Source organism: Sphingobium rhizovicinum (assembly GCF_042647625.1).
Classification (GTDB): domain Bacteria; phylum Pseudomonadota; class Alphaproteobacteria; order Sphingomonadales; family Sphingomonadaceae; genus Sphingobium; species Sphingobium rhizovicinum.
The window spans coordinates 338769-362627 of the sequence record NZ_JBHRVU010000005.1 but is presented as its reverse complement, the minus strand read 5'-3'; the positions used below and the strand labels follow the sequence as shown (position 1 = coordinate 362627).

General features: G+C 64.7%; 21 protein-coding genes and 1 pseudogene. 8 read left to right on the top strand and 14 right to left on the bottom strand.

Annotated features, from left to right (window positions below; genetic code table 11):
- Positions 1 to 4 precede the first annotated feature (4 nt).
- On the bottom strand, positions 5 to 1447 hold the full coding sequence (gene dacB / locus ACFOKF_RS20505) for a D-alanyl-D-alanine carboxypeptidase/D-alanyl-D-alanine endopeptidase (RefSeq protein WP_380798345.1): 1443 nt from the start codon (positions 1445 to 1447) through the stop codon (positions 5 to 7).
- A gap of 147 nt (positions 1448 to 1594) precedes the next feature.
- Here dacB and ACFOKF_RS20500 point away from each other — a divergent pair, with 147 nt between their 5' ends.
- Both ACFOKF_RS20500 and ACFOKF_RS20495 read left to right on the top strand, forming a co-directional pair.
- Positions 1595 to 1873, top strand: coding sequence for a CopG family ribbon-helix-helix protein (locus ACFOKF_RS20500; RefSeq protein ID WP_380798344.1), 279 nt, complete (start codon positions 1595 to 1597; stop codon positions 1871 to 1873).
- Positions 1861 to 2154 (top strand): type II toxin-antitoxin system RelE/ParE family toxin, encoded by a 294-nt coding sequence (locus ACFOKF_RS20495; RefSeq protein ID WP_380798343.1) that lies wholly within the window; start codon positions 1861 to 1863, stop codon positions 2152 to 2154. The genes ACFOKF_RS20500 and ACFOKF_RS20495 overlap by 13 nt, the downstream gene beginning before the upstream one ends.
- A gap of 52 nt (positions 2155 to 2206) precedes the next feature.
- Here ACFOKF_RS20495 and ACFOKF_RS20490 read toward each other — a convergent pair whose 3' ends face one another.
- From ACFOKF_RS20490 to ACFOKF_RS20470, 5 genes and pseudogenes are all read right to left on the bottom strand, one after another.
- Positions 2207 to 2554 (bottom strand): DUF7668 domain-containing protein, encoded by a 348-nt coding sequence (locus ACFOKF_RS20490; RefSeq protein ID WP_380798341.1) that lies wholly within the window; start codon positions 2552 to 2554, stop codon positions 2207 to 2209.
- A 50-nt stretch (positions 2555 to 2604) separates the two neighbouring features.
- Positions 2605 to 3533 (bottom strand): annotated as a pseudogene (locus tag ACFOKF_RS20485) (serine hydrolase domain-containing protein).
- 95 nt (positions 3534 to 3628) lie between these two features.
- Complete coding sequence (locus ACFOKF_RS20480) at positions 3629 to 5122, bottom strand: permease (RefSeq protein ID WP_380798338.1); 1494 nt, start codon at positions 5120 to 5122, stop codon at positions 3629 to 3631.
- Positions 5123 to 5854 carry a GntR family transcriptional regulator gene (locus ACFOKF_RS20475; protein ID WP_380798337.1) on the bottom strand — a complete coding sequence of 244 codons (732 nt, stop codon included), beginning with the start codon at positions 5852 to 5854 and terminating at the stop codon, positions 5123 to 5125.
- Positions 5855 to 5860: 6 nt separating this feature from the next.
- Positions 5861 to 6751, bottom strand: a complete 891-nt coding sequence (locus tag ACFOKF_RS20470; RefSeq protein WP_380798335.1) for an N-acetylmuramic acid 6-phosphate etherase — start codon at positions 6749 to 6751, stop codon at positions 5861 to 5863.
- Positions 6752 to 6923: 172 nt separating this feature from the next.
- Between ACFOKF_RS20470 and ACFOKF_RS20465 the strand changes: the two genes are divergently transcribed.
- From ACFOKF_RS20465 to ACFOKF_RS20450, 4 genes are read left to right on the top strand one after another with little or no spacing between them, the layout of a single operon-like run.
- Complete coding sequence (locus ACFOKF_RS20465; RefSeq protein ID WP_380798334.1) at positions 6924 to 7982, top strand: SIS domain-containing protein; 1059 nt, start codon at positions 6924 to 6926, stop codon at positions 7980 to 7982.
- A complete protein-coding gene (gene nagA / locus ACFOKF_RS20460) occupies positions 7979 to 9130 on the top strand; it encodes an N-acetylglucosamine-6-phosphate deacetylase (RefSeq protein WP_380798333.1) in 1152 nt (383 codons plus the stop codon). Before ACFOKF_RS20465 ends, nagA begins: the two co-directional genes overlap by 4 nt.
- Positions 9127 to 10824: a D-lactate dehydrogenase gene (gene dld / locus ACFOKF_RS20455; protein ID WP_380798332.1), complete on the top strand. Its 1698-nt coding sequence runs from the start codon at positions 9127 to 9129 to the stop codon at positions 10822 to 10824. Before nagA ends, dld begins: the two co-directional genes overlap by 4 nt.
- Positions 10821 to 11696 (top strand): BadF/BadG/BcrA/BcrD ATPase family protein, encoded by an 876-nt coding sequence (locus ACFOKF_RS20450; protein WP_380799318.1) that lies wholly within the window; start codon positions 10821 to 10823, stop codon positions 11694 to 11696. Before dld ends, ACFOKF_RS20450 begins: the two co-directional genes overlap by 4 nt.
- An 82-nt stretch (positions 11697 to 11778) precedes the next feature.
- Here the strand turns inward: ACFOKF_RS20450 and ACFOKF_RS20445 are convergent, their stop codons facing one another.
- The 4 genes from ACFOKF_RS20445 to ACFOKF_RS20430 form a co-directional block, all read right to left on the bottom strand.
- Entirely contained in the window at positions 11779 to 13173 is a 1395-nt protein-coding gene (locus tag ACFOKF_RS20445; RefSeq protein WP_380798331.1) for a DUF1593 domain-containing protein, read from the bottom strand.
- A gap of 57 nt (positions 13174 to 13230) precedes the next feature.
- Positions 13231 to 15972, bottom strand: coding sequence for a TonB-dependent receptor (locus tag ACFOKF_RS20440; RefSeq protein ID WP_380798330.1), 2742 nt, complete (start codon positions 15970 to 15972; stop codon positions 13231 to 13233).
- Between the two features lie 79 nt (positions 15973 to 16051).
- Positions 16052 to 17323 (bottom strand): MFS transporter, encoded by a 1272-nt coding sequence (locus ACFOKF_RS20435; protein ID WP_380798328.1) that lies wholly within the window; start codon positions 17321 to 17323, stop codon positions 16052 to 16054.
- Positions 17323 to 18474: a mandelate racemase/muconate lactonizing enzyme family protein gene (locus tag ACFOKF_RS20430; protein ID WP_380798327.1), complete on the bottom strand. Its 1152-nt coding sequence runs from the start codon at positions 18472 to 18474 to the stop codon at positions 17323 to 17325. Before ACFOKF_RS20430 ends, ACFOKF_RS20435 begins: the two co-directional genes overlap by 1 nt.
- Positions 18475 to 18625: 151 nt before the next feature.
- Between ACFOKF_RS20430 and ACFOKF_RS20425 the strand changes: the two genes are divergently transcribed.
- The gene (locus tag ACFOKF_RS20425; RefSeq protein WP_380798326.1) at positions 18626 to 19375 is read left to right on the top strand and encodes a FadR/GntR family transcriptional regulator; all 750 of its coding nucleotides are present in this window, start codon (positions 18626 to 18628) and stop codon (positions 19373 to 19375) included.
- A 161-nt stretch (positions 19376 to 19536) separates the two neighbouring features.
- Positions 19537 to 20094 carry a hypothetical protein gene (locus tag ACFOKF_RS20420; RefSeq protein WP_380798324.1) on the top strand — a complete coding sequence of 186 codons (558 nt, stop codon included), beginning with the start codon at positions 19537 to 19539 and terminating at the stop codon, positions 20092 to 20094.
- 9 nt (positions 20095 to 20103) lie between these two features.
- Here the strand turns inward: ACFOKF_RS20420 and ACFOKF_RS20415 are convergent, their stop codons facing one another.
- The 4 genes from ACFOKF_RS20415 to ACFOKF_RS20400 form a co-directional block, all read right to left on the bottom strand.
- Complete coding sequence (locus ACFOKF_RS20415) at positions 20104 to 21210, bottom strand: alkene reductase (RefSeq protein ID WP_380798322.1); 1107 nt, start codon at positions 21208 to 21210, stop codon at positions 20104 to 20106.
- Positions 21211 to 21280: 70 nt separating this feature from the next.
- A complete protein-coding gene (locus ACFOKF_RS20410; protein ID WP_380798321.1) occupies positions 21281 to 22180 on the bottom strand; it encodes an SDR family NAD(P)-dependent oxidoreductase in 900 nt (299 codons plus the stop codon).
- 39 nt (positions 22181 to 22219) lie between these two features.
- Positions 22220 to 23311 carry a Gfo/Idh/MocA family protein gene (locus ACFOKF_RS20405; protein ID WP_380798320.1) on the bottom strand — a complete coding sequence of 364 codons (1092 nt, stop codon included), beginning with the start codon at positions 23309 to 23311 and terminating at the stop codon, positions 22220 to 22222.
- Positions 23312 to 23456: 145 nt separating this feature from the next.
- Positions 23457 to 23837, bottom strand: a complete 381-nt coding sequence (locus ACFOKF_RS20400) for a limonene-1,2-epoxide hydrolase family protein (protein WP_380798318.1) — start codon at positions 23835 to 23837, stop codon at positions 23457 to 23459.
- Positions 23838 to 23859: the final 22 nt, after the last annotated feature.

The window sequence follows — 23859 nt, the reverse complement described above, 5'->3', positions numbered from 1 at the left end:
GGCCTTATAAAGCCGCCGCTATGTCGACCAGCGCGCGGTCGACGGCGGCGGTGGCCTGTGCGTCCGTGCCGTCGGGCATGTCGTTGGCGAGGGCGGAGAAGACCAAGGTGCGGCCGCTTTTCGTGAGGAAATAGCCCGAGACGGCGCGGGCGGCGTTGAGCGATCCGGTCTTGGCGAAGAGCTTGCCCTCCAGCAGCGTGCCCTTGAAACGGCCGCGCAATGTGCCGTCCTGCCCGGCGATCGGCAGCGTATCGCGCCAGGCCATGCCCCAGGGCTGGCGCGCGATCCATGTCAGCAAGGTGACGGCCGCACGCGGGGTGATGCGGTTGTAGGAGGACATGCCCGATCCGTCGGCGAAACTGTAGCTGGTTTCGGGCAGGCCGGCCTGCGCCATCAGCCGGTGCAGCGCGACCTGTCCGTCGGCGATCGAGCCGCTGGCCTGCGCGCGGGAGACGCGGCGCAGCATCAGGTCGGCGTGGAGATTTTGGCTCTGCTTGTTGATGATGCGCATATCGTCCGCCAGCGGCAAAGCGGGGAGTTGGGCCAGCATGGTGGGCGCAGGCGGTTGGGCGGCGGGCGCGCCCTTGCGGATGGCGGGATCATCGGCGGGCGAGAGGGGACGATGGCGGGCCATGACCGTGCCGTCGACTTTTACCCCACGCGCGACGAGCAGATCGCGCAGCCGCCAGGCGGCATAATGGGCCGGATCGTCTATGCTGAAATGGAGCGTGGTCGGCTGCGCCTCTGCGCCGATCGTGCCGGTCAGGCGGATGACGCGACCGTTGGGCATGCGGTCGGCTATGATCGCCTCGGCCTTGCCGGGGACGGTCGTGACGCGATTGTCGATGCTGTAATAAGCGGGCGCGCTGACGGTGGGCGCGGCGCCGATCGCAGCGGGGGCGACCGAGGCGGTCATTTCATTATCGTCCAGCGTCAGCGCGGAAATGCCGGTGCCATAGCGCGACTGGATATTGTTCCAGCTCATCCCCGGTCCCCAGCGTTCGTCGGGGAACCAGCTGTCATCGCCCACGATGTTGCGGACATGGCGGGTCTTTGCGGCGACCGCGTCGGCCAGCGTCTGGAGGCAATCGATCGTGCAGCCGTTCGCGCTGGACAGGCGCGCGTCGCCATGGCCGACCAGAATGACGTCGCCCTGATCGAGGCGGACGCCCGTGCCCTGCGCCGCTGCATCCAGCGCGGGCAGGTCGGCATAGGCGGTGGCGGTGGTGAACATCTTGGTATTGGAGGCCGGGATGAAGCGCTGATCCGGCGCGATGGCGAGGATCGGCTCCCCCTCCAGCGTGGCGACCAACAGGCCATAGCGGGTGCCGGCCGGCCCCTGCGCCAACTGATGTTCGACCGCGGTGAGGAGCGGCGGCGGCGCATTTTGTGCGGAGAGGCTGGTCAGCGGCAGGGTGAGGGCGAGCAGGGGCAGGATGAGACGCATGAGGCGGATCATAGACCGCAAGCAGACCGGTGGAATAGGGCGTGAATGGCGGAACCTATAACTTGGGGCAATGAGGTTGCAACGAAGTGGACGATGCGCCGAAGAGAGGGTATAAAAAGGTAATACCCTTGGCTACCGGAGGCATCCATGGCAGCGGCAACATCGATCAAACTGGACGAGGTCTTGAAAGGGCGGGTTCAGCAATTGGCGCAAGCGCGTGATCGCAGCGCGCACTGGATCATGCGGGAAGCGATCGCGCAATATGTCGAGCGCGAGGAAAAGCGGGAGGCGCTGCGGCAGGACAATGTGAAGGCGTGGGAGGCATTTCAGGCGAACGGGCTGCACGCCACCGCAGAAGAGGTCGACGCATGGCTGGCCAGTTGGGGAACGGAGGACGAACTGCCAGCGCCGCCATGCCATCCATAATTTTCGCCCCGGCTGCGATCCGGGACATGCAGCGCCTGCGGGACTTTCTGGAACCCAAGGATTCGGATGCCGCCCGTCGGGCAGGTTTGGCTATCCGGCAGGGCGTGAAGATGCTGAGCGCCTATCCCCGGATGGGGCGAATGGTGGACGATCTGCCCGAAGAATATCGGGAATGGCTGATCGATTTCGGGGATAGCGGCTATGCCGTGCGATACCGCATCGAGGTCGCGATGGTGATCATATTGGCGGTGCGGCACCAGAAGGAGGCTGGGTATAAATAGGGGGCCGGTTGTTCTGAAGCCGGAATAGGCCAGTTTGGGCTGTCTGTTTCAATTACGGCACATGCACCGATTGAACTTCCAGTCGTGCAAGTCTATCGTCTCTCAACCGCGCGTGGATCACCAGATCACTAACCGGCTCTGCTGTAGTCGTCAGGTCTATGAGGAACTGCCAATAGCCATTCATCCAGCGATAGACTGCATGATCCCACACGGCAGGGTTCAGCGGGGCGAGGGTGCAACCATAAGCTGATATATTATCTGCAATCGATTGGGCGATAAGGGGATCGACTGGCGCAATCTGATCGCAAGAAGAATGGCTTAGGGTAAAGTCCCCGGAAATGAAGGATGTGACCATGTTCTGAAAGGCGACATGCCATTTCAACGGAATGGGATGTTCCATATTGTCCCTTTCGAGCATCGTCTTGTTTCCTGATTTCCGTCACTCTTCATTCATCCCGCATCCCATGCTTGGATCAGCGTTCCGCCCACAGCCGGGCGCAGGGTGAAGATGCCGCTGTTGGCATGGCGGGTGGGGTGGACGCGGTTGGTGAGGAGGGTCCAGGCGAGGCCGCGGTCGAAATCGATCCAGAGGCCGGTGCCGGTGAAACCGGTATGGCCGATGGTTTCGGCCGAGCAGGCGTCACCGCCCGACCAGCCGGCAAAGGCGCGTTCCCAGCCGCAGGTGCGGTGGCCGAGTTGCGCGGTGCGGGTTTGGGCCAGCATGGCGGGCGAGAGGATGGAGCCGTCGAGCATTGCCCTGGCGAAGCCCAGCACGCCGTCGACCGTGCCGAACAGGCCGGCATGGCCCGGTGCGCCGCCCAGAGCGGCGGCGTTTTCGTCATGCACTTCGCCCTTGAGAATGCGGCCGCGCCAGTGGCATGCCTCGGTCGCGACGGCGGGTCCGGGGGCGGGCCATAAGACAGGCCATCGCCCAGCGGCCAGTCGCTGAGCGGCGCGCCGGTGATGCGTTCGATCGCGATGCCCAGCAGGATGAAGTTGATGTCGGAATAGACCGGCGGGCCGTGCCGCCATTCGCGCTGGAGGACAAAGGCGCGCAGCCGCGCGGGATCATCGCCATAGGTGTAGATCGGCTCGACCGCAGGCAGGAAGCTGCGATGGGCAAGGCAATCGCGGAAGGTTAGTTTGCGTTCGGCGGCGTTGGCGACGTCATATTGGCGCAGGTCGGGAATGGCGTCGGTCAGGGGGCGGTCGAGGTCGATCCGGCCTTGCTCCGCCAGTTGCAGGATCATCGTGGTGGTGGCGATCACCTTCGACACGGAAGCGAGGTCAAACCAGTGGTCGCGGGTCAGGGCTTCGCGTTCGGGCAGGATCGCGGCCGATCCGGCGAGGCGCACGGCGCTGTGGCCATCGGCGCTCACGATGCCCAGCGTCGCGCCGGGGATGCGACCGCTGGCGACAGCTTGCGCCGCCGGGGCGAAGGCGGCTTCGCAGATATGGTCGATCATGATTGGTCCTAAGCTGTTCTGGCCCGAACGCGCATGACGATCGGCAGGAAGAAGATGGCGGCGAAGCTCAAGGCGCCCGACAGGATGAAGAAGCCGTCATAGCCGATCTGTTTCTGGATCGCGCCGGCCGCGCCGCCGATCAGGCGGGGCAGCAGGAAGGCGAAGCCCGACAGGAAGGCATATTGGGTGCCGGGATAGCGCGGGCTGACCAGCATGGAGAGATAGACGACGAACACCGCGCCCTCCAGCCCATGGCCGAACTGGTCAACGCCCGCCGCGACATAGAGGACGAAGGCGGAGGGTTCGGCATACCAGAGCCAGACAAACACCCAGTTGCCGATCGCCGAGGCGCAGGCGCCGATGATGAGCGCGACCGTCATCGGCAGGCGTGCGGCGCACAGGCCGCCCAACGCGACGCCGGCCATGGAACAGGTGAGCGCGACGATGCCGTCGGCCATGCTGATCTGTTCCAGGCTGTAACCGGCCGCATTCCAGAGCGGATGCGACAGGGTCAGCGTCAGCACATCGCCCATGCGGTAGAAGGAGACGAAGGCCAGCACCGGCAACACGGCATAGCCATAGCGCCAGAAAATCTCGACATAGGGGGCGACGAAACCCGGCATCTTTGCGGGCGCATCGGCGGGCAGGCGGCGGATGCGTGGCAGGGCGATGGCCAGCGCAGCGAAGGGCAGCAGGGCGACCGCCAGCACGATCGGCGTGACATTGGTCTGGGCGGAAAAGCCCGCGCCCTGCACGGCGGAGAGGAACGCCCAGCCGATCAGGGCGGTGGCCGCGCCGGTGACGGCGATGATGGCGAGGCTGGTGAGCGTGCCGCCAAGGAGCGCGCCGGTGCGGCCCTTCGCGCCTTCCTGTTCGGGGCGCATGGCGGCGAGAATGGGGAAGGGCAGGAAGGCGGCGATGGCGATGGCCAGATAGGCCCAGGTCCAGTCCGCCCAGGCGGCGACCAGCACGGCGCCGCTCCCCGCCGCGACCATGGCGCTGCGATAGCCCCAGAGGTTGGCGGCGACGATCGGCCCCTGCTGCGCCTGTGTGGGCGCCAGTTCGATGCGCCAGCCATCGGCCGCGACCTCCAGCGTGGTCGTCCAGAAGGCGAGCAGGATCGCGAAGAGCGCGGTAAGCGGCAGGCTCTGGTCGCTGGAGGTGAAGGCCATGGCGACCATGGAGAAGAAGATGCCGAGTTGCGACAGCATGATCCAGCCGCGCCGTCGGCCCCAGAAACGGGAGAAGCCCGGTACGCTGTAACGATCCAGCAGTGGCGCCCAGACGAATTTGAAGGTCGGGAGCAGCGCGATCCAGGCGAAGAAGCCGATGATGACGATGTCGATGCCATGGCGCGCGAGGCGCAGCGTCAGCACGGCATTGAACATGTAGAAGGGCAGGCCGGCGGAAAAGCCGAGCAGCAGATAGAGGCCCAGCGTGCGGAGCGGCGGGCGCTGCGGCGCGGGGGCTTGCGTCAGGTCGGCGGCGATCGATGCGGTCATTCAGCCGATTTCCTTGAGTTCGGTCACAAAGTCATAGCGGTCGCCGCGATAGACGGAGCGGGTAAATTCGACCGCCCGGCCGCCGGGAATGCGGGTGAGGCGCTCGATGCGCAGCACTTCGCTATTCTGGCGAACGCACAGCAGGCCGGCTTCGGTCGGGGTGGCGAGCGAGGCGCGCACGCGCTGCGTGCCGGAGGTGGGGCGAAAGCCGCTGCGGCCCATCGCTTCATAAAGAGAATCGCCGATGCTGGCGAGATCGGGCAGGCAATCAGCGAGGACGACGGCATGCTCGATCGCCAGCGGCTCCCCACCCGACAGGCGCACGCGGCCGAGGCGCGCGACGCGGGCGGAAGGGGAGATAGAGAGGGCGGCGGCCTCCTCCTCGGTTGGCTGGGCGTAGTTCTTCATCATCCAGATGACGCCAGGATCTTCGCCGCGTAACAGGGCGTCGCTGGTGAAGCTGGACAGGACCGAGGCGGGCGTTTCGATCCGGCGGGCGACGAAAGTGCCGGAACCCTGTTTGCGGAACAGCACGCCTTCCTCGATCAGTTGCTCGATCGCCTTGCGCACGGTGACGCGCGAAATGCCGGCCATTTCGCTGAGGTCGCGTTCCGACGGCAGGGCGTTGCCCGGTATGATGCCGCCGCTTTCGATATGATCGCGCAGATTGCGCGCCAGTTGCAGGTAGAGCGGCGTGCCGTCCTCCCCCCGCGCGACCAGTTTTTCCCGCATGTCCCCCTATCCCCCCTGTTGCGCGGCCCGCATCGCGGCCGGCAGATTCTGGCCGTGGATGTCAAGAAGACGGTCCGCTTCGTCGGTCGCCACCCCCATGGCAACCAGCACCGCCTGCTTGATGTCCTGTCCCGCCGCATCGAGCGCGCGCGATGCGGCGGCCATGTCCACATCGGCAATGTCGCGCACCATGGCCTCTCCGCGCAAGCGCAGCTTTTCGTTGGAAATGCGCATGTTGACCATGCGGCCGCGATAAACGAGGCCCATGCGCAGCATGATCGCGGTGGACAGGATGTTGAGCGTCGCCTTTTGCGCGGTGCCGGCCTTCATCCGGGTCGATCCGGCGACGATTTCGGTGCCGGTCTCTGCGACCAGGCCATAGTCGGCGGCGGCAGGCAGGGCGGTGCCCGGATTATTGGCGACGGCGATGGTAAGCGCGCCGGCCGCGCGGGCGGCCGTGATGGCGGCGAGCGTATAGGGGGTGCGGCCGCTGGCGGCGACGCCGATCACCACATCTTGCGGGCCAAGGGCGGCGACAGCGATTTCGGCGCGGGCGGCGTCGGCATCATCCTCCGCCCCTTCGGCCGCTTCGGTCAGCGCGGCGAGGCCGCCGGCCATCAGGAAAAGCAGGCGTTCTTGCGGCCAGTTATAGGTGGGGTAGAGTTCGACGCCGTCCTGCACCGCGATGCGGCCCGATGTGCCCGCGCCGACATAGACCAGTCGGCCCTGTGCGCCGAGGCGCGCGGCGGCGGCTTCGGCCGCCTGTGCGATAGCGTCCGCCTGCGATCCGATCGCGGCGATGGCGGCCATCTGTCCTTCCAGCATCGCTTCGACCGCGCGAATGGTCGGCCATTGGTCGATGTCGACATAGCGCGGATCGATGGCTTCGGTACTCATATATGCTCCGTGGCCGGCCGTTGACGCCCGGCTATGTTCGGTTCAACTTCATGCGCGGCAGGCAGGGTGCGTGCAAGCGGCAACTGCGCTATGTGGTATTGTCCTTGTCGCGTTTCGATGCAACCAAAATAAATCCAATTGCCCTTTTTCGTTCATTTGGTATTGTTTCGGCATGATCGCGAACCAGGATGAGAGCCGCGCCACGCTGATGGCGCGCGAGGCGGCGGAAGCGCCGGAGCGTTGCGCGGCGCAGATTGCGCGCAATGCGAATTTGATGCGAGAGGCCGGGCAGCGGCTGCGCGCGCTGGCGCCGCCCTTTGTCGCGACGCTGGCGCGGGGCAGTTCGGACCAGGCAGCTGCCTTTGCCAAGGTGCTGCTGGAAACGCGGGCGGGCATGCCGACATTGAGCCATGCGCCGTCGATCGGGTCGCTGTACAAGGCGACATCGCAGCGCTTCAAGGGTGTGCCGCTGATCGCCATTTCGCAGTCGGGGCGCAGCCCGGACCTGATCGCCGCCGCAGCGGATGCGCAGCGGCAGGGCGCGCTGGTGGTCGCGATCGTCAACGATGAAGCGTCGCCATTGGCGCAGATGGCGGATATTTGCATCCCCATCCATGCCGGGCCGGAAACGAGCGTGGCGGCGACCAAGAGCTTTATCGGGACGCTGGTCGCGCTGGCGCATCTGGTGGCGGAATGGAGCGAGGATGCCGCGCTGCTGGCGGCTTTGGCGTCTGTCGGCGATGTGCTGGAGGCGGCGGTGGCGGCGGACTGGACCGGGGCTGTGCCGTTGCTGAAGGATGCGGGCAATATGCTGGTGCTGGGGCGCGGCCTGACCCTGCCGATCGCGGGCGAGGCGGCGCTGAAGTTCAAGGAGACGTCGAGCCTGCATGCCGAAGCGTTCAGCATCGCCGAAGTGGCGCATGGGCCGATGACGCTGATTGGTGAGGGCGATCCGGTGTTGGCGCTGGGACCGATCGATGCAGCGCGGACGGGGCTGCGCGAACGGCTGGAGGATTTTCGGGCGCGCGGGGCGCAGGTGATTGCGGCGGGCCATCCGGACGATGTCGTAGCCGCGACTCTGGCGCTGCCGGGGCAGTGGGATGTGCATCCGGTGCTGGGCGCGATCGCGCAGATACAGAGCTTCTATGGGGTGGCCAATGCGCTGTCGCTGGCGCGCGGGCGCAATCCCGATGCGCCGCCGCATCTGGCCAAGGTGACGCGCACGCTATGAGCAGGCAGGCGCTAGTCGGCGCTGCGATCGTGCGGCCGGACAGGATCGTGGACGATGGCGCGCTGCTGATCGAAGACGGGCGCATTGTTGGCGTCGTGGCGCGGGACGCGGTGTCGGAGGGGTATGAGACGGTGGCGCTGGAGGGCGGCTGGCTGCTGCCCGGCTTTATCGATACGCAGGTGAATGGGGGCGGCGATGTACTGCTGAACGACCGGCCCGATGTGGGGGGCATCCGCGCCATTGCGCAGGCGCATCGGCGCTTCGGCACGACCGGCCTGCTGCCGACGCTGATCAGCGATGACGCGGATGTGGTCGATGCGGCGATTGCGGCGGGAGAGGCTGCGCTGGCCCAGGGCGTGCCAGGCGTGCTGGGCCTGCATATCGAGGGACCGCATCTCAACCCGGTGAAGAAGGGCATTCATGATGCCGCAAAATTTACTGCCATCGATCCCAAGGTGCTGGAGCGGCTGACACGGCCGACGATCGGGCGGCGGATCGTGACGCTGGCGCCCGAACTGGCGCCCGCTGGCGCGATCCGGGCGCTGCACGGTGCGGGGATATTGGTTGCGGCGGGGCATAGTATGTCCGATTATGACCAGACGGTCGCGGCGCTGCGCGAAGGCTTGACCGGCTTCACCCATTTGTTCAACGCGATGACGCAGATGGGAAGCAGGGAGCCGGGCATGGTGGCCGCCGCATTGCTGGACCGGGGCAGCCATTTCGGGCTGATCGTCGACGGGTTGCATGTCCACCCCGCCGCCCTGCGCGTGGCGGTGGCGGCGCGGGGGCTGGACGGCGCGATGCTGGTGACGGACGCAATGCCGCCGGTTGGTGGCGCGAAGGACAGCTTTACCCTGATGGGGCAGTCGATCCATGTGGTGGATGGCACCTGTCGCGGGCCGGATGGCACGCTGGCCGGATCGGCGCTGAGCATGGCGCAGGCGTTCCGCAATGCGATGAACATGATGGGCTGTTCCATGGTCGAGGCGTCGCGCATGGCGAGCGGCAATCCGGCGCGTTTCCTGCGGCTGGCGGATCAGACGGGCGCGATCGCGCCGGGGCTGCGCGCGGATCTGGTGCATCTGGACGGGGACCGGCAGGTGCGGCGGACGTGGATCGCTGGCCAGATGGAGGATAGCGGCGAGTGAGTGATTTGCTGCCCCAGCTGCGTGCGATCGTGGGCGCGCGCCATGTGCTGACGGGTGCGCGGGCGACGGCGCGCTATCGCCATGGCTATCGCACCGGATCGGGCGAAGCGCTGGCGGTGGTGCGGCCGGGCAGTCTGGTCGAACAATGGCGGGTGGTGCAGGCTTGCGTCGCGGCCGATGTGTCGATCATCATGCAGGCGTCCAACACCGGGCTGACCGGCGGGTCGACCCCTGATGGCGATGATTATCCGGGCGGCTGCGTGATCATCAGCACGACGCGGATCGACGGGCTGCACCTGATCCGCGACGGCGCGCAGGTCATCTGCCTGCCCGGCACGACGCTCTATGCGCTGGAAAAGGCGCTGGCGCCGTTGGGGCGGGAGCCGCATTCGGTGATCGGCTCCTCCTGCTTTGGCGCGTCGGTGGTGGGGGGCGTGTGCAATAATAGCGGCGGATCGCTGGTGCAGCGGGGGCCGGCCTATACGCAGCTGAGCCTGTATGCGCAGGTCGATGTGGACGGGACGGTGCGGCTGATCAATCATCTGGGCGTGGCGCTGGGCGATGATCCCGAAGAGATGTTGCGGCGGCTTGAGAATGGCGATTTTTCCGCTGGGGATGTCGACGCTGCGGCGGATCGCTGGGCGCATGACCATGATTATGCCGGCCATGTGCGCGACATCGACAGCGCGACGCCAGCGCGCTTCAATGCCGATAGCCGATGCCTGTATGAAGCGGCGGGCAGTGCGGGCAAGATGATCGTCTTTGCCGTGCGGCTGGACAGTTTCGTGAAGGAGGAGGGAGCGACCACCTTCTATATCGGCACCAATGATGCGGCGCAGCTGACCGCGATCCGGCGTGGCATATTAAGCGGGTTCGCCCATCTGCCGGTGGCGGGCGAATATATGCACCGCGACGCATTCGATATTGCCGACCGTTATGGCAAGGACATGTTCGTCGCGATCGAGCGGCTGGGCACGGACCGGCTGCCCCGGCTGTTTGCGCTGAAATCGCGGGTCGATGCGCTGCCCTGTGTCGGCGCGGGGTTCAGCGATCGGATGATGCAACGGATCGGCCGGTTGCTGCCCGATCATCTACCGGCCGAGATGCGCGCCTGGCGCGACAAGTTCGAGCATCATTTGCTGCTCAAGATGCCGCTGGTGGCGGTGGAGGAGACGCGCGCCTTGCTCGCTGGGCTGTTTGCGGCCGGGGAAGGCGCCTATTTCGAATGCAGCCCGACGCTGGCGGCCAAGGCGTTCCTGCATCGCTTCGTCGCGGCGGGGGCGGCGGTGCGCTATCGCGCGATGCATGCGGACGAGGTGGAGGATATTGTGCCGCTGGACGTGGCTTTGCCGCGCAATATGCTGGACTGGCAGGAGACATTGCCGCCCGATCTGGCGGCGCAGAGCATCCATAGCCTCTATTATGGCCATTTCCTGTGCCATGTGTTCCATCAGGACTATATCGTGCGCAAGGGCGTGGACCCGCTGGCGTTCGAGCATCGCATTTGGGCGCTGCTGGATGAACGCGGGGCGGAATATCCGGCCGAACATAATGTCGGCCATCTGTATAAGGCGAAGGCCGATCTGGCGGATTTCTATCGCCGGATCGATCCGCGCAACCAGTGCAATCCCGGCATCGGCCAGACCGTGCGGGCGCGCCATTGGGGCGAACAGCAAGAGGAGGCACGGCCCTGACCTATTTTCTGGGCATTGATGCGGGTGGCAGCAATTGCCGGGCGCGGCTGATCGACGGCGATGGCGTGGTGATTGGTACGGGACAGGGAGGGACCGCCAATGCCCGGATCGGGCTGGAGCCGCTTTATGCGACGCTGCGCGCGGTGTCCGATCAGGCGATCGGGGAAGCGGGGCTTTCGGCGGCGCAGGTTACGACGATCCGGGCGGGCATGGGCATTGCCGGCATTTCGCGGCCGGGCGTGCGCGATGCGCTGAAGGATTTCGCCTTTCCCTTTGCCTCGGTCGGCTATGAGACGGATGCGTTCATCGCCAATCTGGGCGCGCATGGCGGCGCGGACGGGGCGATCCTGATATTGGGTACGGGCAGCATCGCGCAGGTGCGGGCGGGCGGTCGCGACTTCACCATCGGCGGCTATGGCTTCCCCATTTCCGATGAAGGGAGCGGCGCGGCGCTGGGCCTGAGCGCGATGCGCCATGCGCTGCGCGCACTGGACGGGCGATCGCAGGCGACGCCGCTCAGCCGCGCGGTTACGGAGCGCTTTGGCCATGATACGGCACAGGCGATCGGCTGGATGGATAAGGCCAGCCCCAAGGAGTATGGCAGTTTCGCGCCGCTGGTGATGGATTATGCGGAGGCGGACGACGCCATCGCCCGGTCGATCGTCGAGGATGCCGTCCAGCATATCGAGCGGTTCATCGAGACGATCTTCGAACGGGGGGCGAGCCGTTGCACGCTGGTCGGCGGACTGGCCGAACGGATGCAGCCCTGGCTGCGGGCGCGGACGGTGGCGCGGCTCAGCCCGATGCTGGGCGATCCGCTGGACGGAGCGCTGTTGCTGGCGGGTTATCGCGCCAGAACATCATCCGATTAGATTGAATCGGATGATGTTCTAATTTTCTTTTGTTTTCCGCATTCTGCGAGCCGTCTGCTGTACCAGCCGACTTCAGAATGCTCTAAGGCGTGACGGTGATGATCGCGCGGCGATAGGCGGTGAGGGCGGGTTTGCCCTGATCGCGGGCCTCCAGGATGATGTGGAAGCGGGTCGGTTCCTCCACGGCGGGGACGGTGAAGCGGGTGTCGCGCGGGTCGCCGCGTTGCAGTTCGACGCGGGGATTGCGGTTGGTCGCTTCGGACTCGCGATATTGCCACCAGTCATAGATGACGGCGTCGCCATCGGGATCGGTCGATCCGGCGGCAGAGAGGCGGACGATGTCGCCGGCCTTTGCCGTCAGTTCGACTGGCGCATTGCCGGCGACGCCGTTCAGCACCAGTCGGGGCGGGTGATTGGCGCCCTTGTAGCTGGACTGGAGCGACCATTGTATCCGGGCGGCAAAGTCATTCTGGAAGGCGTCGCGCCAGCGCCAGATGGTGGCCTTGTTGCTTTGGTGCGTGCGGCCGTCCGCGCCGGTGACGAGGTCGCTGGTGTCGGTCCAGATGCCGTCCCATTCCGAAATCTTGCCATAGCGGCCGCCCCAACTGCCATAATCGGGATGCTCGGGATGGCCCAGGCCATTGGGGACCAGATAGAGGAAGCTGGGCGTGTCGCCTTCCATGATAAATTCATAATTGGGGTAGAGCGATCCCAGCGGGCCGATCTGGATATTCTCGCGCAGCCATTCCTTGGAGACGGTCGTGAAGTCCGGTCCGTCGAAATAATACATGCGGTCGCCTGATATGCCGCCCCAAGTCGACAGATTATAATGGCGGTGCGCGGTCAGGCTGACGATCCAGAAGATATCGGGGAAATAGCGGCGGACCCAGGGACCGGCATTATCCTGATCGGAGATGGAATAGACGCGCAATTTGCTGACGAATTTGGCGAGTTGTTCGGGCGAACGGGTTTCGCGGACCTGCCAGAGCGCCTGCGCCAGATCAACTGCGCCGCCCCAGACGGTGATCCATACCGGGCGGGGATCGGGCCGGTCGACGGCGGCGATGATCGCCTGTGATCCGGGCGTGTCCTTGCCTGCGCCGACGCCCGCCATGCCATATTCGGGACGGCCGGGCTTGACCGCGGCGCGCAGCGTTTCGGCGCTGGGCCAGCCATCGGCATGGGCCTTGAGATTGGGCAGTATCTGCGCATAGGCGTCTATCCGGCGCACTATCTGTTCGGGGTGGACGCTGTCCTTCAGGTGGCGCGAGGTGGAGGGGATCAGCGCCTCTATGTCGAAATCATTGGCGTAGAGCAGGAAGCGGACCATGGATTCCATGTCGTCCGGGTCCGACCCGATATCGGTCAGCACGATGATGCGGGATTTTGGCAGGTCGTTGTTTTTGTCCGGCGCTGCCTGCGCGGGCGCGATCGCCAGCGCCATGGCGGACAGGGCACTGGCCCAGAGGCGTTTCATCGGCGATCGTCCTTTGCCGGAAAAAGGGCGGAGCGTTGCAGCCCCGCCCGGTCAGGATCAGAAGCGGACGCGCACGCCGCCCGACAGGCGCCGGCCAGTCTTGCGATATTCCTTCGTCCGGTCGGCGCTCACCGAATAGATGAACTCCTTCGCATCGTTGAGGTTGATCGCGTCGGCGAAGATGGTGAAGTTTGGCGTCACTTCATAGGAGAGGCCGGCGTCAAGCTGGCCATAGGCGTTGAAATATTCCGGTTCGCCATTGCGGCCAGACGCGACCTGAAGGAAATTGTCGCGCCATGTGTAGGCGACACGCGCCTGCACGCCATATTTTTCGTAGAAGCCGACAAGGCTGTAGCTGTACTTGGACAATCCTTCGAGACCGAAGGAGACATTGGCGACGGCATTTTCATATTTGGCGTTGGAGTCGGTGAAGTTGAAGCTGGTCTGGACGCCGAGGCCGTCGAAGGGGGCGGGCAGGCTGGAGAAAGCCTGACGATAGCCGACTTCGAAGCCCTTGACCGTCGCACCCTTGCCATTGCCGGGCACCGTCACCTGGAACGTCACCTGATCCACCTTTTGCGGGGTGGTGATCAGCGTCACGAAGGAGTCGATCTTCTTGTAGAAGGCGGCGAAGGACAGGAGTGAGGAGTCGGCGAAATACCATTCCACGCCGGTTTCGATCTGCTTGGCGCGGAAGGGTTGCAGGTCGGGATTGCCGCGACTGATCGTCTCATTGCCGGGGTTGGTCTGGATCGACTGGCGTGGCGACAGGTCGGTCAGGGTCGGGCGGGTCATCACCTTCGACGCGGAGAGGCGCAGGATCAGGTTATCGGTCGCCTCCAGCTTGATATTGAGCGAGGGCAGCCAGTCGTCATATTTGCCGCGGAAGCTGACCGGGACAATGCCCGACACGACGATGTCGTTCTGCCCCGTGGGATTGCCGTTGGCGTCCACGCGCGGTTTGGCGCTGAGCACGGTGCGCGATGCGCCCGATGAGGTGTAATCGGTATTTTCGTAGCGCAGGCCGGCGTTGATGGTCAGCGGCATCGACCCCAGCATGGTTTCGAAATTGGCCATGGCATAGGCGATCTTCACCTTTTCATCGATGACCGAGGAGGCGGAGGGCGAGAAGATAGCAGGGTTGAACGCCTTGCCGTCCTGCGTGGCATATTGATCGATCAGCTGGACCAGCTGCTGCGGATTATAGATCACCCAGTCGCGGATGATGTCGTCCGGGCCGCTGCCCTGGAAGAAGTTGCGGTTGGTCGGGCTGAACAGCGATGTGGGCAGCAGCCGGTCCGATCCGCAATAGGCGCATTGTTCGCCAAAGGGCATTTCGTCGGCGGTCAGCGTCTTCTTGCGGTTGGCGATCATGCCGCCGGTGAAGAAAGTGAGGTTGGACGTTGCCTTCCATTCGGCGTCGGCGCGATATTCGCCGATCTTGTCATCGACATTGGTGCCGCCGCCCCAGATATAATAATGCGCGGTGATCCCTTGCGGATTGGTCGCGGCATTGGGGTAGTTGGGGCTGGTGAAGCCATAATCATAGATCGGGCTGTCGCCGCGCCGGTCGAACCAGAGGTCGATATTCTTGCGGCGGATGGTGGTGAAGAGATTATTCTCCTTGCCGCGCCGTTCCGCCTTGGACCGGGAAGCGTCCAGCTTCAGTTTGAAATTATCGGCCGGCTTCCATTCGATGTTCGCGCCGAACTGGTTGGTCATGACGTTGCGCTGGTCATATTGCAGGATCTGGTCGACGAAACCGCCCTGATAGCGCTGATAGACCGCCTCGCCATCCTCCACGACCTGTTCGACCAGCGTGCCGCCGGAAAAATCATAGGCAAGGCCGGTCTGCTGTTCGGTGAACTTCGCCTTGGAATAGAGGCCGTCGAGCGTGAGGGTCAGCGTTTCAGTGGGGCGGACCTGAAAGGAACCGGAGAAGCCATAGCGTTCCAGACCCCGTTCGAAGAAGAAGGGCGACAGGTTGGAGGGCATGGAAATATTGCTGAACGGCGCGACATTCGGCCCGATGCGGCCGCCATCCACGCCATTGGCGCGATAATAGGAGTCGGTGCTGGAGCGGTGGACATGACCCGCGCCGATCGTAAATTCGTCGTTGCGGGTATCACGCTTGGTATAGACGCCCGACAGCGACAGGCCGATGGTGCGGTCGGCATTGCGCCAGGAGGCGACGCCCGAGATTTCAGGATTGAACTTGTCGGCGATCTCCGCCCACATCTGCCCGGCGGATGCGCTGAAGGCGAATTGTTCCTTCTGGTCGATCGGACGCAGCGTATGGACGTCCACGGTCGCGCCGATCGATGCGCCGTTGAGATTGGCCTGGGGCGATTTGAACACGTCGGCGCCGGCAATGATTTCGGACGGCAGCACGTCGAAGGAAAACTCGCGGCCATTATTGTCGGTGGCGAGGGTACGGCCATTGACGGTGACGGCGTTGAACTTGGGGCCAAAGCCGCGGACCGTGATGTAGCGGCCTTCACCCCGGTTGCGCTCGATCGTGACGCCGGCGACGCGCTGAAGCGATTCGGCGACATTCTGGTCGGGCAGCTTGCCCAGATCCTCCGCCACGATCGAGTCGACTACGGCAACGGAGTCGCGCTTGATGTCGATCGATGCCTTCTGGCTGGCGCGGATGCCGGTGACGATGATGTCCTCGGTCGTCGCTTCCGTATTTTGCGGCGCGGCGGCGTCCTGCGCCATGGCCATGCCACTGATCGTCAGCGCCAGCCCGGACGCCGCCATCATGCTCGCAAGACGGATTTTGCCCACCTTCCTCATATCACTCTCCCTCTCTTTATTGTCGGTGTTTATGGCGCAGCGTTGTGCATATGTCAAATGACGTAATACATAATATGAATTATCGAACGGCGCGGATCGGCAACACGCACAGGGCCGATCCGAAGACGAACAGCAGCGCCGTGATGAAGATGGCGCGATAGTCATTGTCGAACAGGCCGAGCTGGATGGCAGCCATGACCGGGCTGATGATCTGGGGAATGTTGACCGCCGTGGTCAGCACGCCCAGATCCTTGCCCTCGTCCCCCAGCGCGCTTTTGGGCAGAACCTGCGTCATCAGCGCCATGTCGATCGACATGAACATGCCGTAACCAATGCCGATTACCCCGGCATAGACCCACATGCCGGCCATGGACGGCGCCAGCAACGGCGCGGTCATGGCGACGCCCATGATCAGGCTGCCCAGTATGACGAAGGGCTTGCGTCGTTGCCAGCGATCCGACAGCCAGCCGGAAATCAGCGAAGAGGCGACAAGGCATACCAAAGTCAGCAGCGCCATATTGGCGATGGCGATGTTGGACGCGCCGTCCGACAGGCCGATATAGTCGCGCAATATGTAGAGCAGATAGGCCGCGACCGCCTGATAGCCCATATAGATGGTGAAGCGGCTGGCGAAGGCCCAGGCGAAATCGGGATGGGCGCGCGGGCTGATCCAGAAGCTCTTGAGGAAGCTGCCCCATTGCATCGGGCGATGAGGGGCGGCGTCGCTGGGCGGTTCGCGGTTGAGCGCCACGAAGGCGATGCAGGAAGCGGCGATGGCGCCGGCGAACAGGCCATAGGCGAGCACCCGCTCCCCCGCCAGATAGCCGGCGACGACCGTGCCCGCCGTCAGGCCGGCGGTCATGCCCGCGCCGACGATGCCCGATATGCCGCCGCGCGTTTCCGGCGCGAAGCGATCGGCGATCAGCGTCGTCATCGCCGGTTGCATGGCGTTATAAGCGATCGCCGCCATCACCCAGAGGATCATGAGCGACCAGAAACTGGTCATCCATGACACGCCGAACAGGCAGAGCGATCCGATCAGCGAGGCGATGGCGATCCAGGGCGCGCGCCGGCCCCAGCGGCTGCGGGTCCGGTCCGACAGAGCGCCCGCGATCGGTGTAGCCAGGGTGGAGAAGATCGAGGTGACGGCAAAGAGCAGAGCGAGGTTGTTTTCCTTCGCGCCCGGCGAAAGTTCGGCGATCTGGTGGGGCAGCAGCACGCCCAGAACGCCGCTGTAGAGCGCCATCAGCAGGAAGAAATTGACCATCAGCGACAGTTGCAGCCGAACGCGCGCCGGGCCTGTCACCCATTGCGGCGACGCCGTGTCGGTGGATGTGGCGAGGCCGTGCATCAATGTGCCGCCCGATCCTGTGGCACCAGACGAAGGCCGGCGTCACGGGGGCGGCGGTGCGGGCCGCCGCGCACATTCCAGCCATTGCCCGCCACGCTCTGGGCGATGGCGGCTTCATCGACGAGGATGCCGAGGCCCGGACGATCGCCCAGGATGATGCCGCCATCGGCAATCTGCTGGTCGACGTCGAGGCCGGTCGGGAAACGGAAATCCTGCACCTCTATGCCGATCATATTGGGCACGGCGGCGGCGGCGTGGGCGACCGGATTGGCGTTATAGGCGACCGGCGAAACGGGCAGGCCGCGCGCATGGGCGGCCATGGCGACGCGGTGGAAATGGGTGATGCCCCAGACGCTGCCGGTCTGGACAATGTCCACGGCGCCAGCGTCCAGCAAGGGCGTATATTGCTCCAGCCCGGTCAGGTTTTCGCCGGTGGCGACGGCCGCTTTGGCCGCGCGGGAGATGGCGACATGGCCGGCCGCGTCCCAGCGCCGCACCGGCTCCTCGATCCAGGTCAGGTCGATGCGCTTTTCGATTTCGGCCAGATGGCGGATCGCCTGCTTGCAATTCCACGCTTCGTTGACGTCCAGCATCAGCGCGGGGCGATTGCTGTTGCGCGACAATATGGCGCGCACCGTTTCCAGACGGGCGATGTCCCGGTCAAGATCGCGGCCGCCCTTGATCTTGGCGGCGGTGAAGCCACGATCGGCCCATTCGCCATAATGAGCGGCGAAGGCATCATCATCCAGACCATAGCAAAGGCCCGAGGCATAGCCGGGCACGAAACGGTCGCCCGCGCCCAGCGTGCGCCAGAGCGGTTCGTCGGCCATCTTGGCCTTCAGATCCCACAGCGCCATGTCGATCGCGGCGATTGTGCCGAAGGTCGCGCCGGCATGGCCGCTTTTGAACACATGGGCCAGCATCGCGTCATAGAGGGTCGATACGGCGCGGGGGTCCGCCCCCTCGACCGCCGGGAACAGCCGGTCGATCTCGCCATGCTGGCCAAGGCCGATGCCGGTCAGACCGCCGTCGGTCTCCAGCAGCAACAGGGGCACTTCGGTAATACCGGACTGGACGACGCCATTCACGTCTCCCACCGGGCGCCGCCAGTCATGATAGGCGGTAAGGCTGCGATAGCCTGTAATCTTCATTGTATGTCCTCTACCCTCCGGTCCAGCCGGCCACGAGTCATATTATGTATTATCTATGTTGTTTGACAAGTCTTGACGGCGCTTGTCAATCGGGTCCACCGTCGAAAAGAGCGCCGTGCAGGGCGCGAGCATGAGAAAAGGCGTAAAAAACATGCAGGATAGACTGGCCGGCGGGGGGCTGGCGGCGACGCAGAGGGTCAGGCGGCGTCCGCGACTGGCGGAAGCGGTGGTCGAAGATCTGGTCAATGCGATCGTGACCGAAATGTATCCGGCGGGCACGGCATTGCCGCCGGAAAATATGCTCTGCGACCTGTATGGCGTGAGCCGGACGGTGGTGCGCGAGGCGACGACGGCGCTGACCGAAAAGGGGCTGGTGGTGTCGCAGCAGGGGCGTGGGACGATCGTGCGGGATTCGCGCGACTGGAACCTGCTGGACCCGATGATCCTGGCGGCGTTGTTCCGGCGCGAGGACGGCCTGTCCTACCTCGACAATCTGTCGGAAATCCGATCGTCGCTGGAAGCGTCGATGGCGGGCAAGGCGGCGAAAAAGGCGACGCCGGACAGCATCGCGGAACTGTCGGCCCAGATCCACAAGCTGGAGGGGCTGGTCGAAATGCCGGCCGCCTATGTGCATGAGGATGTGAATTTCCACGATATCATCATGCGCATGTCGGGCGACCGGCTGAGCAAGGCGATTATCGACGGGATTCAGGGCAAGGCGCTCAAGACCCATGGCTATGCCGGCAAGCTGAGCGTGGCGCATGTGCGCGACACCCATGCGGCGCACCGGCGCATCTATGATGCGATCGCGGCGGGCGACCCGGATAGTGCGGCCCGCGCGATGCGCGAGCATATCGAATCCTCCTGGGCCAAGCGGCGCGGATCCCACACGGCGGCGTGAAGCGCGCGCAGGGTAAAGTGGCGGTTGTGACACTTTACCCTGCGGCCTGTTCGCTCCGTGACACTTTACCCCCGGGCAAAGTGTCACTCGCGACAAAAATCGCAGGAACGACTCGAGAGGGATTCCCTTTGGTCCGCTCTTGTGCTTGATTCCTACCCGTTATGTTTCACGGGTCCCTTCAGCCTCGATCCGCCTGCAATGGTGATCGCTCGGCTTTGCTCGACCGGCTGGCCCATGCCAGTTCCCGCCCGCGCTACGCCTATATGCTGCTGACCCTGATCGCCGATGTCGCCCGCCCGGATGGCAGCGCCGGGCCGCTGGTGGCGCAGGATGGCGGGCTTGTGGGCTTGCGGGACTGGCTGTGCGACGCGCTGACGCCGATGGGGGGACGCGATCCGCGCCGGCTGGCGCTGACCGAGCGGGTGCGGGCGGAAATGGCGAAGCAGGGCGAGACGCCCAGCACCGCCGCGATCGAGGAAGAGGTGAAGCTGCGCGTGCGCGCATCGGGCAAGTCCAACCTCAGCCGAGCGGTGTCCGAACTGGTGGCGGCCGGGTTGCTACGCCGCCATTATCAGGGCTTTCGCGTCGATCATCTCAATCGCGGGGCGCAGCGGCAGGCGGTCTATACGCTCACCGGCCTTGCCCGTGCGCTGGTTGTCCGGCCATCAGCCCCGCCGCCGGCGTCCGCACGGGCGCGACAGGGGGAGTTGGGCTTTTAACCTGCCCGATCAGCCATAGGGCGGATAATCGGTATAGCCTTTGGCATCGCCGACATAGGCATAGTCGAAATTCGCCGGGGCTAGAGGATGGCCTTCGCGCAGGCGGGTGACGAGGTCGGGATTGGCGATATAAGGCCGGCCGAAGGAGATGGCGTCCGCCTTGCCGCCTTCGATATGCGCGACGGCGGTGGGGGCGTCGAAACTGCCATTCTGGATGATCGCGCCGGCGAACATGGCGCGCAGATGGGCGATCACCGGATAGTCCGGCTTTTCCATGAAGCCCGATGCGACCGGCTCGATCAGGTGGATATAGGCCAGGCCATGGCGCTGGGCGAGGGCGCCGATCGCTTCGGTGAGGGCAGCGGGATTGGCGTCGCCCATGCCCTTGCGTTCGCTGGTCGGGCTGATGCGCAGGCCGACCCGGCCCGGATCGACATGCGCCGTCACCGCCCCGATCACTTCGTCCAGCAATCGCACGCGGTTTTCGACACTGCCTCCATAGCCATCCTGCCGCTGGTTGGTCTTCGATTGCAGGAACTGGTCGATGACATAGCCATTGGCGCCGTGAATTTCCGCGCCGTCGAAGCCGGCCGCCATCGCGTTGGCAGCCGCCCGCCCATAGGCCGCGACCAGATAGTTGATGTCGGACTGGCGCATTGCGCGCGGCACGACATAGGGCTTCATCGGCAGGAAGCCGCCGTCATAGTCTGCGGTGGGCGGGGCCATCGTCTCGCCTTCACCGGCAATGGCCGACGGACCGATCGGCAGCGCCCCGCCCAGATAGTCGGGCAGCACCAGCCGGCCCATATGCCAGAGCTGGCAATAGATGCGCCCGCCGGCGGCATGGACCTGATCGGTTACGCCCTTCCACGCCGTCACCATTTCATCCGACCAGATGCCGGGCGCGCGATACCAGCCCATGCCGAGCGGATCGACGGCGGTGGCTTCCGATATGATAAGCCCGGCGTCGGCCCGCTGGGCATAATATTCGCCCTGGATCGGCAAGGGCACGCTGGCGGCGCTGGCGCGGGCGCGGGTAAGTGGGGCCATGACGACCCGATTGGGCATGGCGAGCGTGCCCATGGTCAGCGGGCTGAACAGCGCGTCGAGGGACATGAGGGGATAGTCTCCGTACTGTGGCGGGACGGGAGGCGCCTGCACGCGCCCGCCGTCCCGCCCTCACTTATTAAGGATCGAGCCATTCGCCCGGATTGATGCCGGCATTGGAGCGAGCGAATTTCAGGATCTTTGCGATCCGTTCGCCCAGCACGGTCGGGTCCTTCGACGCTTCGCAGCTGGGACCATGCTGCCAGCTTTCGGCAACAGTAATGCCATAGCCCCAGACTTCGAACACGCGGCCGCTGACCTGCGCGGATTCCGGGCTGGCGAGCCAGGCGATGAAACCGGCGATCCATTCGGGGTCGCGCCGCGCCAGCTGTTCGGGCGTCCATTCGCGCAGGCCCGCGGTCATGCGGGTTTCGGCGCGCGGCGCAATGGCGTTCACGGTGACGCCGATGCGCTGCAATTCGCGCGCGGCGACCTGGCTGAAGCTGGCGATGCCGCCCTTTGCCGCCGCATAATTGGCTTGGCCGATATTGGCGAACAGTGCCGAGTGCGACGTGGTGTTGATGACGCGCGCGTCGGGCTGACGCCCGGCCTTGCTTTCGGTGCGCCAGTAATTGGCGGCATGATGGGTCGGCGCGAAGGTGCCTTTGAGGTGCACCTTGACGACGATGTCCCATTCATCCTCGGTCATGTTGACCAGCATGCGGTCGCGCAGAATGCCGGCATTGTTGATCAGGATGTCGAGCCGGCCGAATGTGTCGACAGCCTGCGCCACCATATCCTTTGCATTGTTCCAGTCGGACACATCGCCGCCATTGACGACGGCTTCGCCGCCCTTGTTCTTGATTTCCGCGACGACTTCCTGCGCCGGGGTAAGGTCTGCGCCGCCACCCGATGCATCACCACCCAGATCGTTCACCACGACCTTCGCGCCATATTCGGCCAGTTTCAGCGCATAGGTGCGGCCCACGCCGCGCCCGCCGCCGGTGACGATGGCGACTCTCCCTTCAAGCAGACTCATAGTCTTTCCCTCACTGTCATGATTGTTGCATGTTAAGTTTCACAGCGACACCCGCGCGCCGCGGACCGCCGCGCGCTCGATCGCGTCGATCAGGCGGTGACGCCGCACGGCGTCGGCGAAGGTGGGGCAATGGGATGTGCCGTCGCGCAGGTCGCTGGCCAGCAGGGCATAGGCCTGCGCTACATTTTCCGCGAAGGGCGGAATGTCGGACGGCGTCCATTTATAATCGGACGGCACCGGCAGGGGTTGCAAAGCCCTGTCCTCGCCCCGGCCGCCATGCAGGGTGATGGGGAACATCTGCGCATGGCCGGCATCGGCGGTGGCGACGATGTCTCCCTCCGTCCCGTTGATTTCCCAGCGGAAATTGGTGCCGCGGCAAAAGCCGCCGCGATAATGGATGGCCATCGTCGCGCCGCTTTCCAGCATGCCGGACACCAATATCTGGTCCTCTGCGGTCATCGGCTGTTGCGATCCGTCCTCGACCAGCGTGAAATGGTCGCGCCGGTTGGCGAGCAGCGCCTGAAGCGAGGAAAATTCACCCAGACATTGGGCGACGGCATCCATGGTGTGGCCAAAGGGGATGGTCAGCAATGTCGCGCCGTTCGCCTTGTCGGCGGTATAGGCGTTGGGCTGGTCGATGAACGCGCCCCAGTTCATGCCGGAACCGACGAGCGTGCTCGACAGCACTTCGCCGACATAGCCGTCGGCGACAAGATCGCGGACATAGCGCAGCGCCGGGGCGGAGCGGGCCTGAAGGCCGACCGCGCCGACGACGCCTTTGTCCAGCGCCATCGCCGCCATGGTTTCGGCTTCCGTCAGGCCATTGCCCAGCGGCCATTCGCAATAGACATGTTTGCCCGCCGCGATCGCGGCCGTGACCAGTTCCAGATGATGCGGCACCTTCACCGTGACGGCGACCAGATCGACAGCGGGGTCGTTCACCAGCGCCTGATGATTGTCATAGGCCTTGGCGACGTCCAATTCGGCGGCGGCGGCATCGGCGCTTTCCTGCCGCGTGGTGCTGAGCGCGCGGACCTCATAGTCGGGCAGCGCCCTCAGTGCGGGGATATGCGCCAGCGCCGCCCAGCTCCTGCCGGGAGACACGCCAATAATCCCAACCCCGATGGCCATCTGCGTCCGCTCCATATAGTCCGTTATCGTTTCGTCAGTATGCGTACTATATGTTTATGAGCGATGCTGCAATGGGCGTTGTTCATAAAGGCGGATTTGGCATCGTCACGGCGATGGGCGCGATGGCGCGCCGTGGCGGCGGCTTTTAAGCGATGGAGGCCATGGCCGCCTGAAACTGGGCGGAATCGAAATAATCGCGCCAATGCGTCAACAGGCCGGCCTGCCATTCGAAGGTGCCCATTACCGGCATTTCGATCCATTGGCCGTTGATCAGAAAGCGGTCGACTCGTTCGGTCAGGACGACGCCGTCGGCATTTTCCGCCGCATGATGCACGCGCCAGTCGATCGCCTGCGCGCCGGAGAGGAAGGCGGCCAGTCCTTCCCGGATGGCGGCATGCCCCTGCAACGGCGCCCAGGGCATATTATGATAGAGGCAATCGGGCGCCATGACGGCGAGGATCGCGTCGAGATCGATCCGGCTCCACACTGCAATGAAATCGAGCGTGCGATCGAGGTTGGAGGTCATGGCTTTGCTCCTGTTGCCGGGC

Coding starts and splice junctions, on each gene's coding strand:
- ACFOKF_RS20495 (WP_380798343.1), top strand. CDS start 1,861: ATGCCATCCATAATTTTCGCCCCGGCTGCGATCCGGGACATGCAGCGC.
- dacB (WP_380798345.1), bottom strand. CDS start 1,447: ATGCGTCTCATCCTGCCCCTGCTCGCCCTCACCCTGCCGCTGACCAGC.
- ACFOKF_RS20465 (WP_380798334.1), top strand. CDS start 6,924: ATGATCGCGAACCAGGATGAGAGCCGCGCCACGCTGATGGCGCGCGAG.
- ACFOKF_RS20420 (WP_380798324.1), top strand. CDS start 19,537: ATGTTTCACGGGTCCCTTCAGCCTCGATCCGCCTGCAATGGTGATCGC.
- ACFOKF_RS20490 (WP_380798341.1), bottom strand. CDS start 2,554: ATGGAACATCCCATTCCGTTGAAATGGCATGTCGCCTTTCAGAACATG.
- ACFOKF_RS20425 (WP_380798326.1), top strand. CDS start 18,626: ATGCAGGATAGACTGGCCGGCGGGGGGCTGGCGGCGACGCAGAGGGTC.
- ACFOKF_RS20405 (WP_380798320.1), bottom strand. CDS start 23,311: ATGGCCATCGGGGTTGGGATTATTGGCGTGTCTCCCGGCAGGAGCTGG.
- ACFOKF_RS20440 (WP_380798330.1), bottom strand. CDS start 15,972: ATGAGGAAGGTGGGCAAAATCCGTCTTGCGAGCATGATGGCGGCGTCC.
- ACFOKF_RS20400 (WP_380798318.1), bottom strand. CDS start 23,837: ATGACCTCCAACCTCGATCGCACGCTCGATTTCATTGCAGTGTGGAGC.
- ACFOKF_RS20480 (WP_380798338.1), bottom strand. CDS start 5,122: ATGACCGCATCGATCGCCGCCGACCTGACGCAAGCCCCCGCGCCGCAG.
- ACFOKF_RS20500 (WP_380798344.1), top strand. CDS start 1,595: ATGGCAGCGGCAACATCGATCAAACTGGACGAGGTCTTGAAAGGGCGG.
- ACFOKF_RS20470 (WP_380798335.1), bottom strand. CDS start 6,751: ATGAGTACCGAAGCCATCGATCCGCGCTATGTCGACATCGACCAATGG.
- ACFOKF_RS20445 (WP_380798331.1), bottom strand. CDS start 13,173: ATGAAACGCCTCTGGGCCAGTGCCCTGTCCGCCATGGCGCTGGCGATC.
- ACFOKF_RS20475 (WP_380798337.1), bottom strand. CDS start 5,854: ATGCGGGAAAAACTGGTCGCGCGGGGGGAGGACGGCACGCCGCTCTAC.
- ACFOKF_RS20415 (WP_380798322.1), bottom strand. CDS start 21,210: ATGTCCCTCGACGCGCTGTTCAGCCCGCTGACCATGGGCACGCTCGCC.
- ACFOKF_RS20430 (WP_380798327.1), bottom strand. CDS start 18,474: ATGAAGATTACAGGCTATCGCAGCCTTACCGCCTATCATGACTGGCGG.
- ACFOKF_RS20410 (WP_380798321.1), bottom strand. CDS start 22,180: ATGAGTCTGCTTGAAGGGAGAGTCGCCATCGTCACCGGCGGCGGGCGC.
- nagA (WP_380798333.1), top strand. CDS start 7,979: ATGAGCAGGCAGGCGCTAGTCGGCGCTGCGATCGTGCGGCCGGACAGG.
- ACFOKF_RS20435 (WP_380798328.1), bottom strand. CDS start 17,323: ATGCACGGCCTCGCCACATCCACCGACACGGCGTCGCCGCAATGGGTG.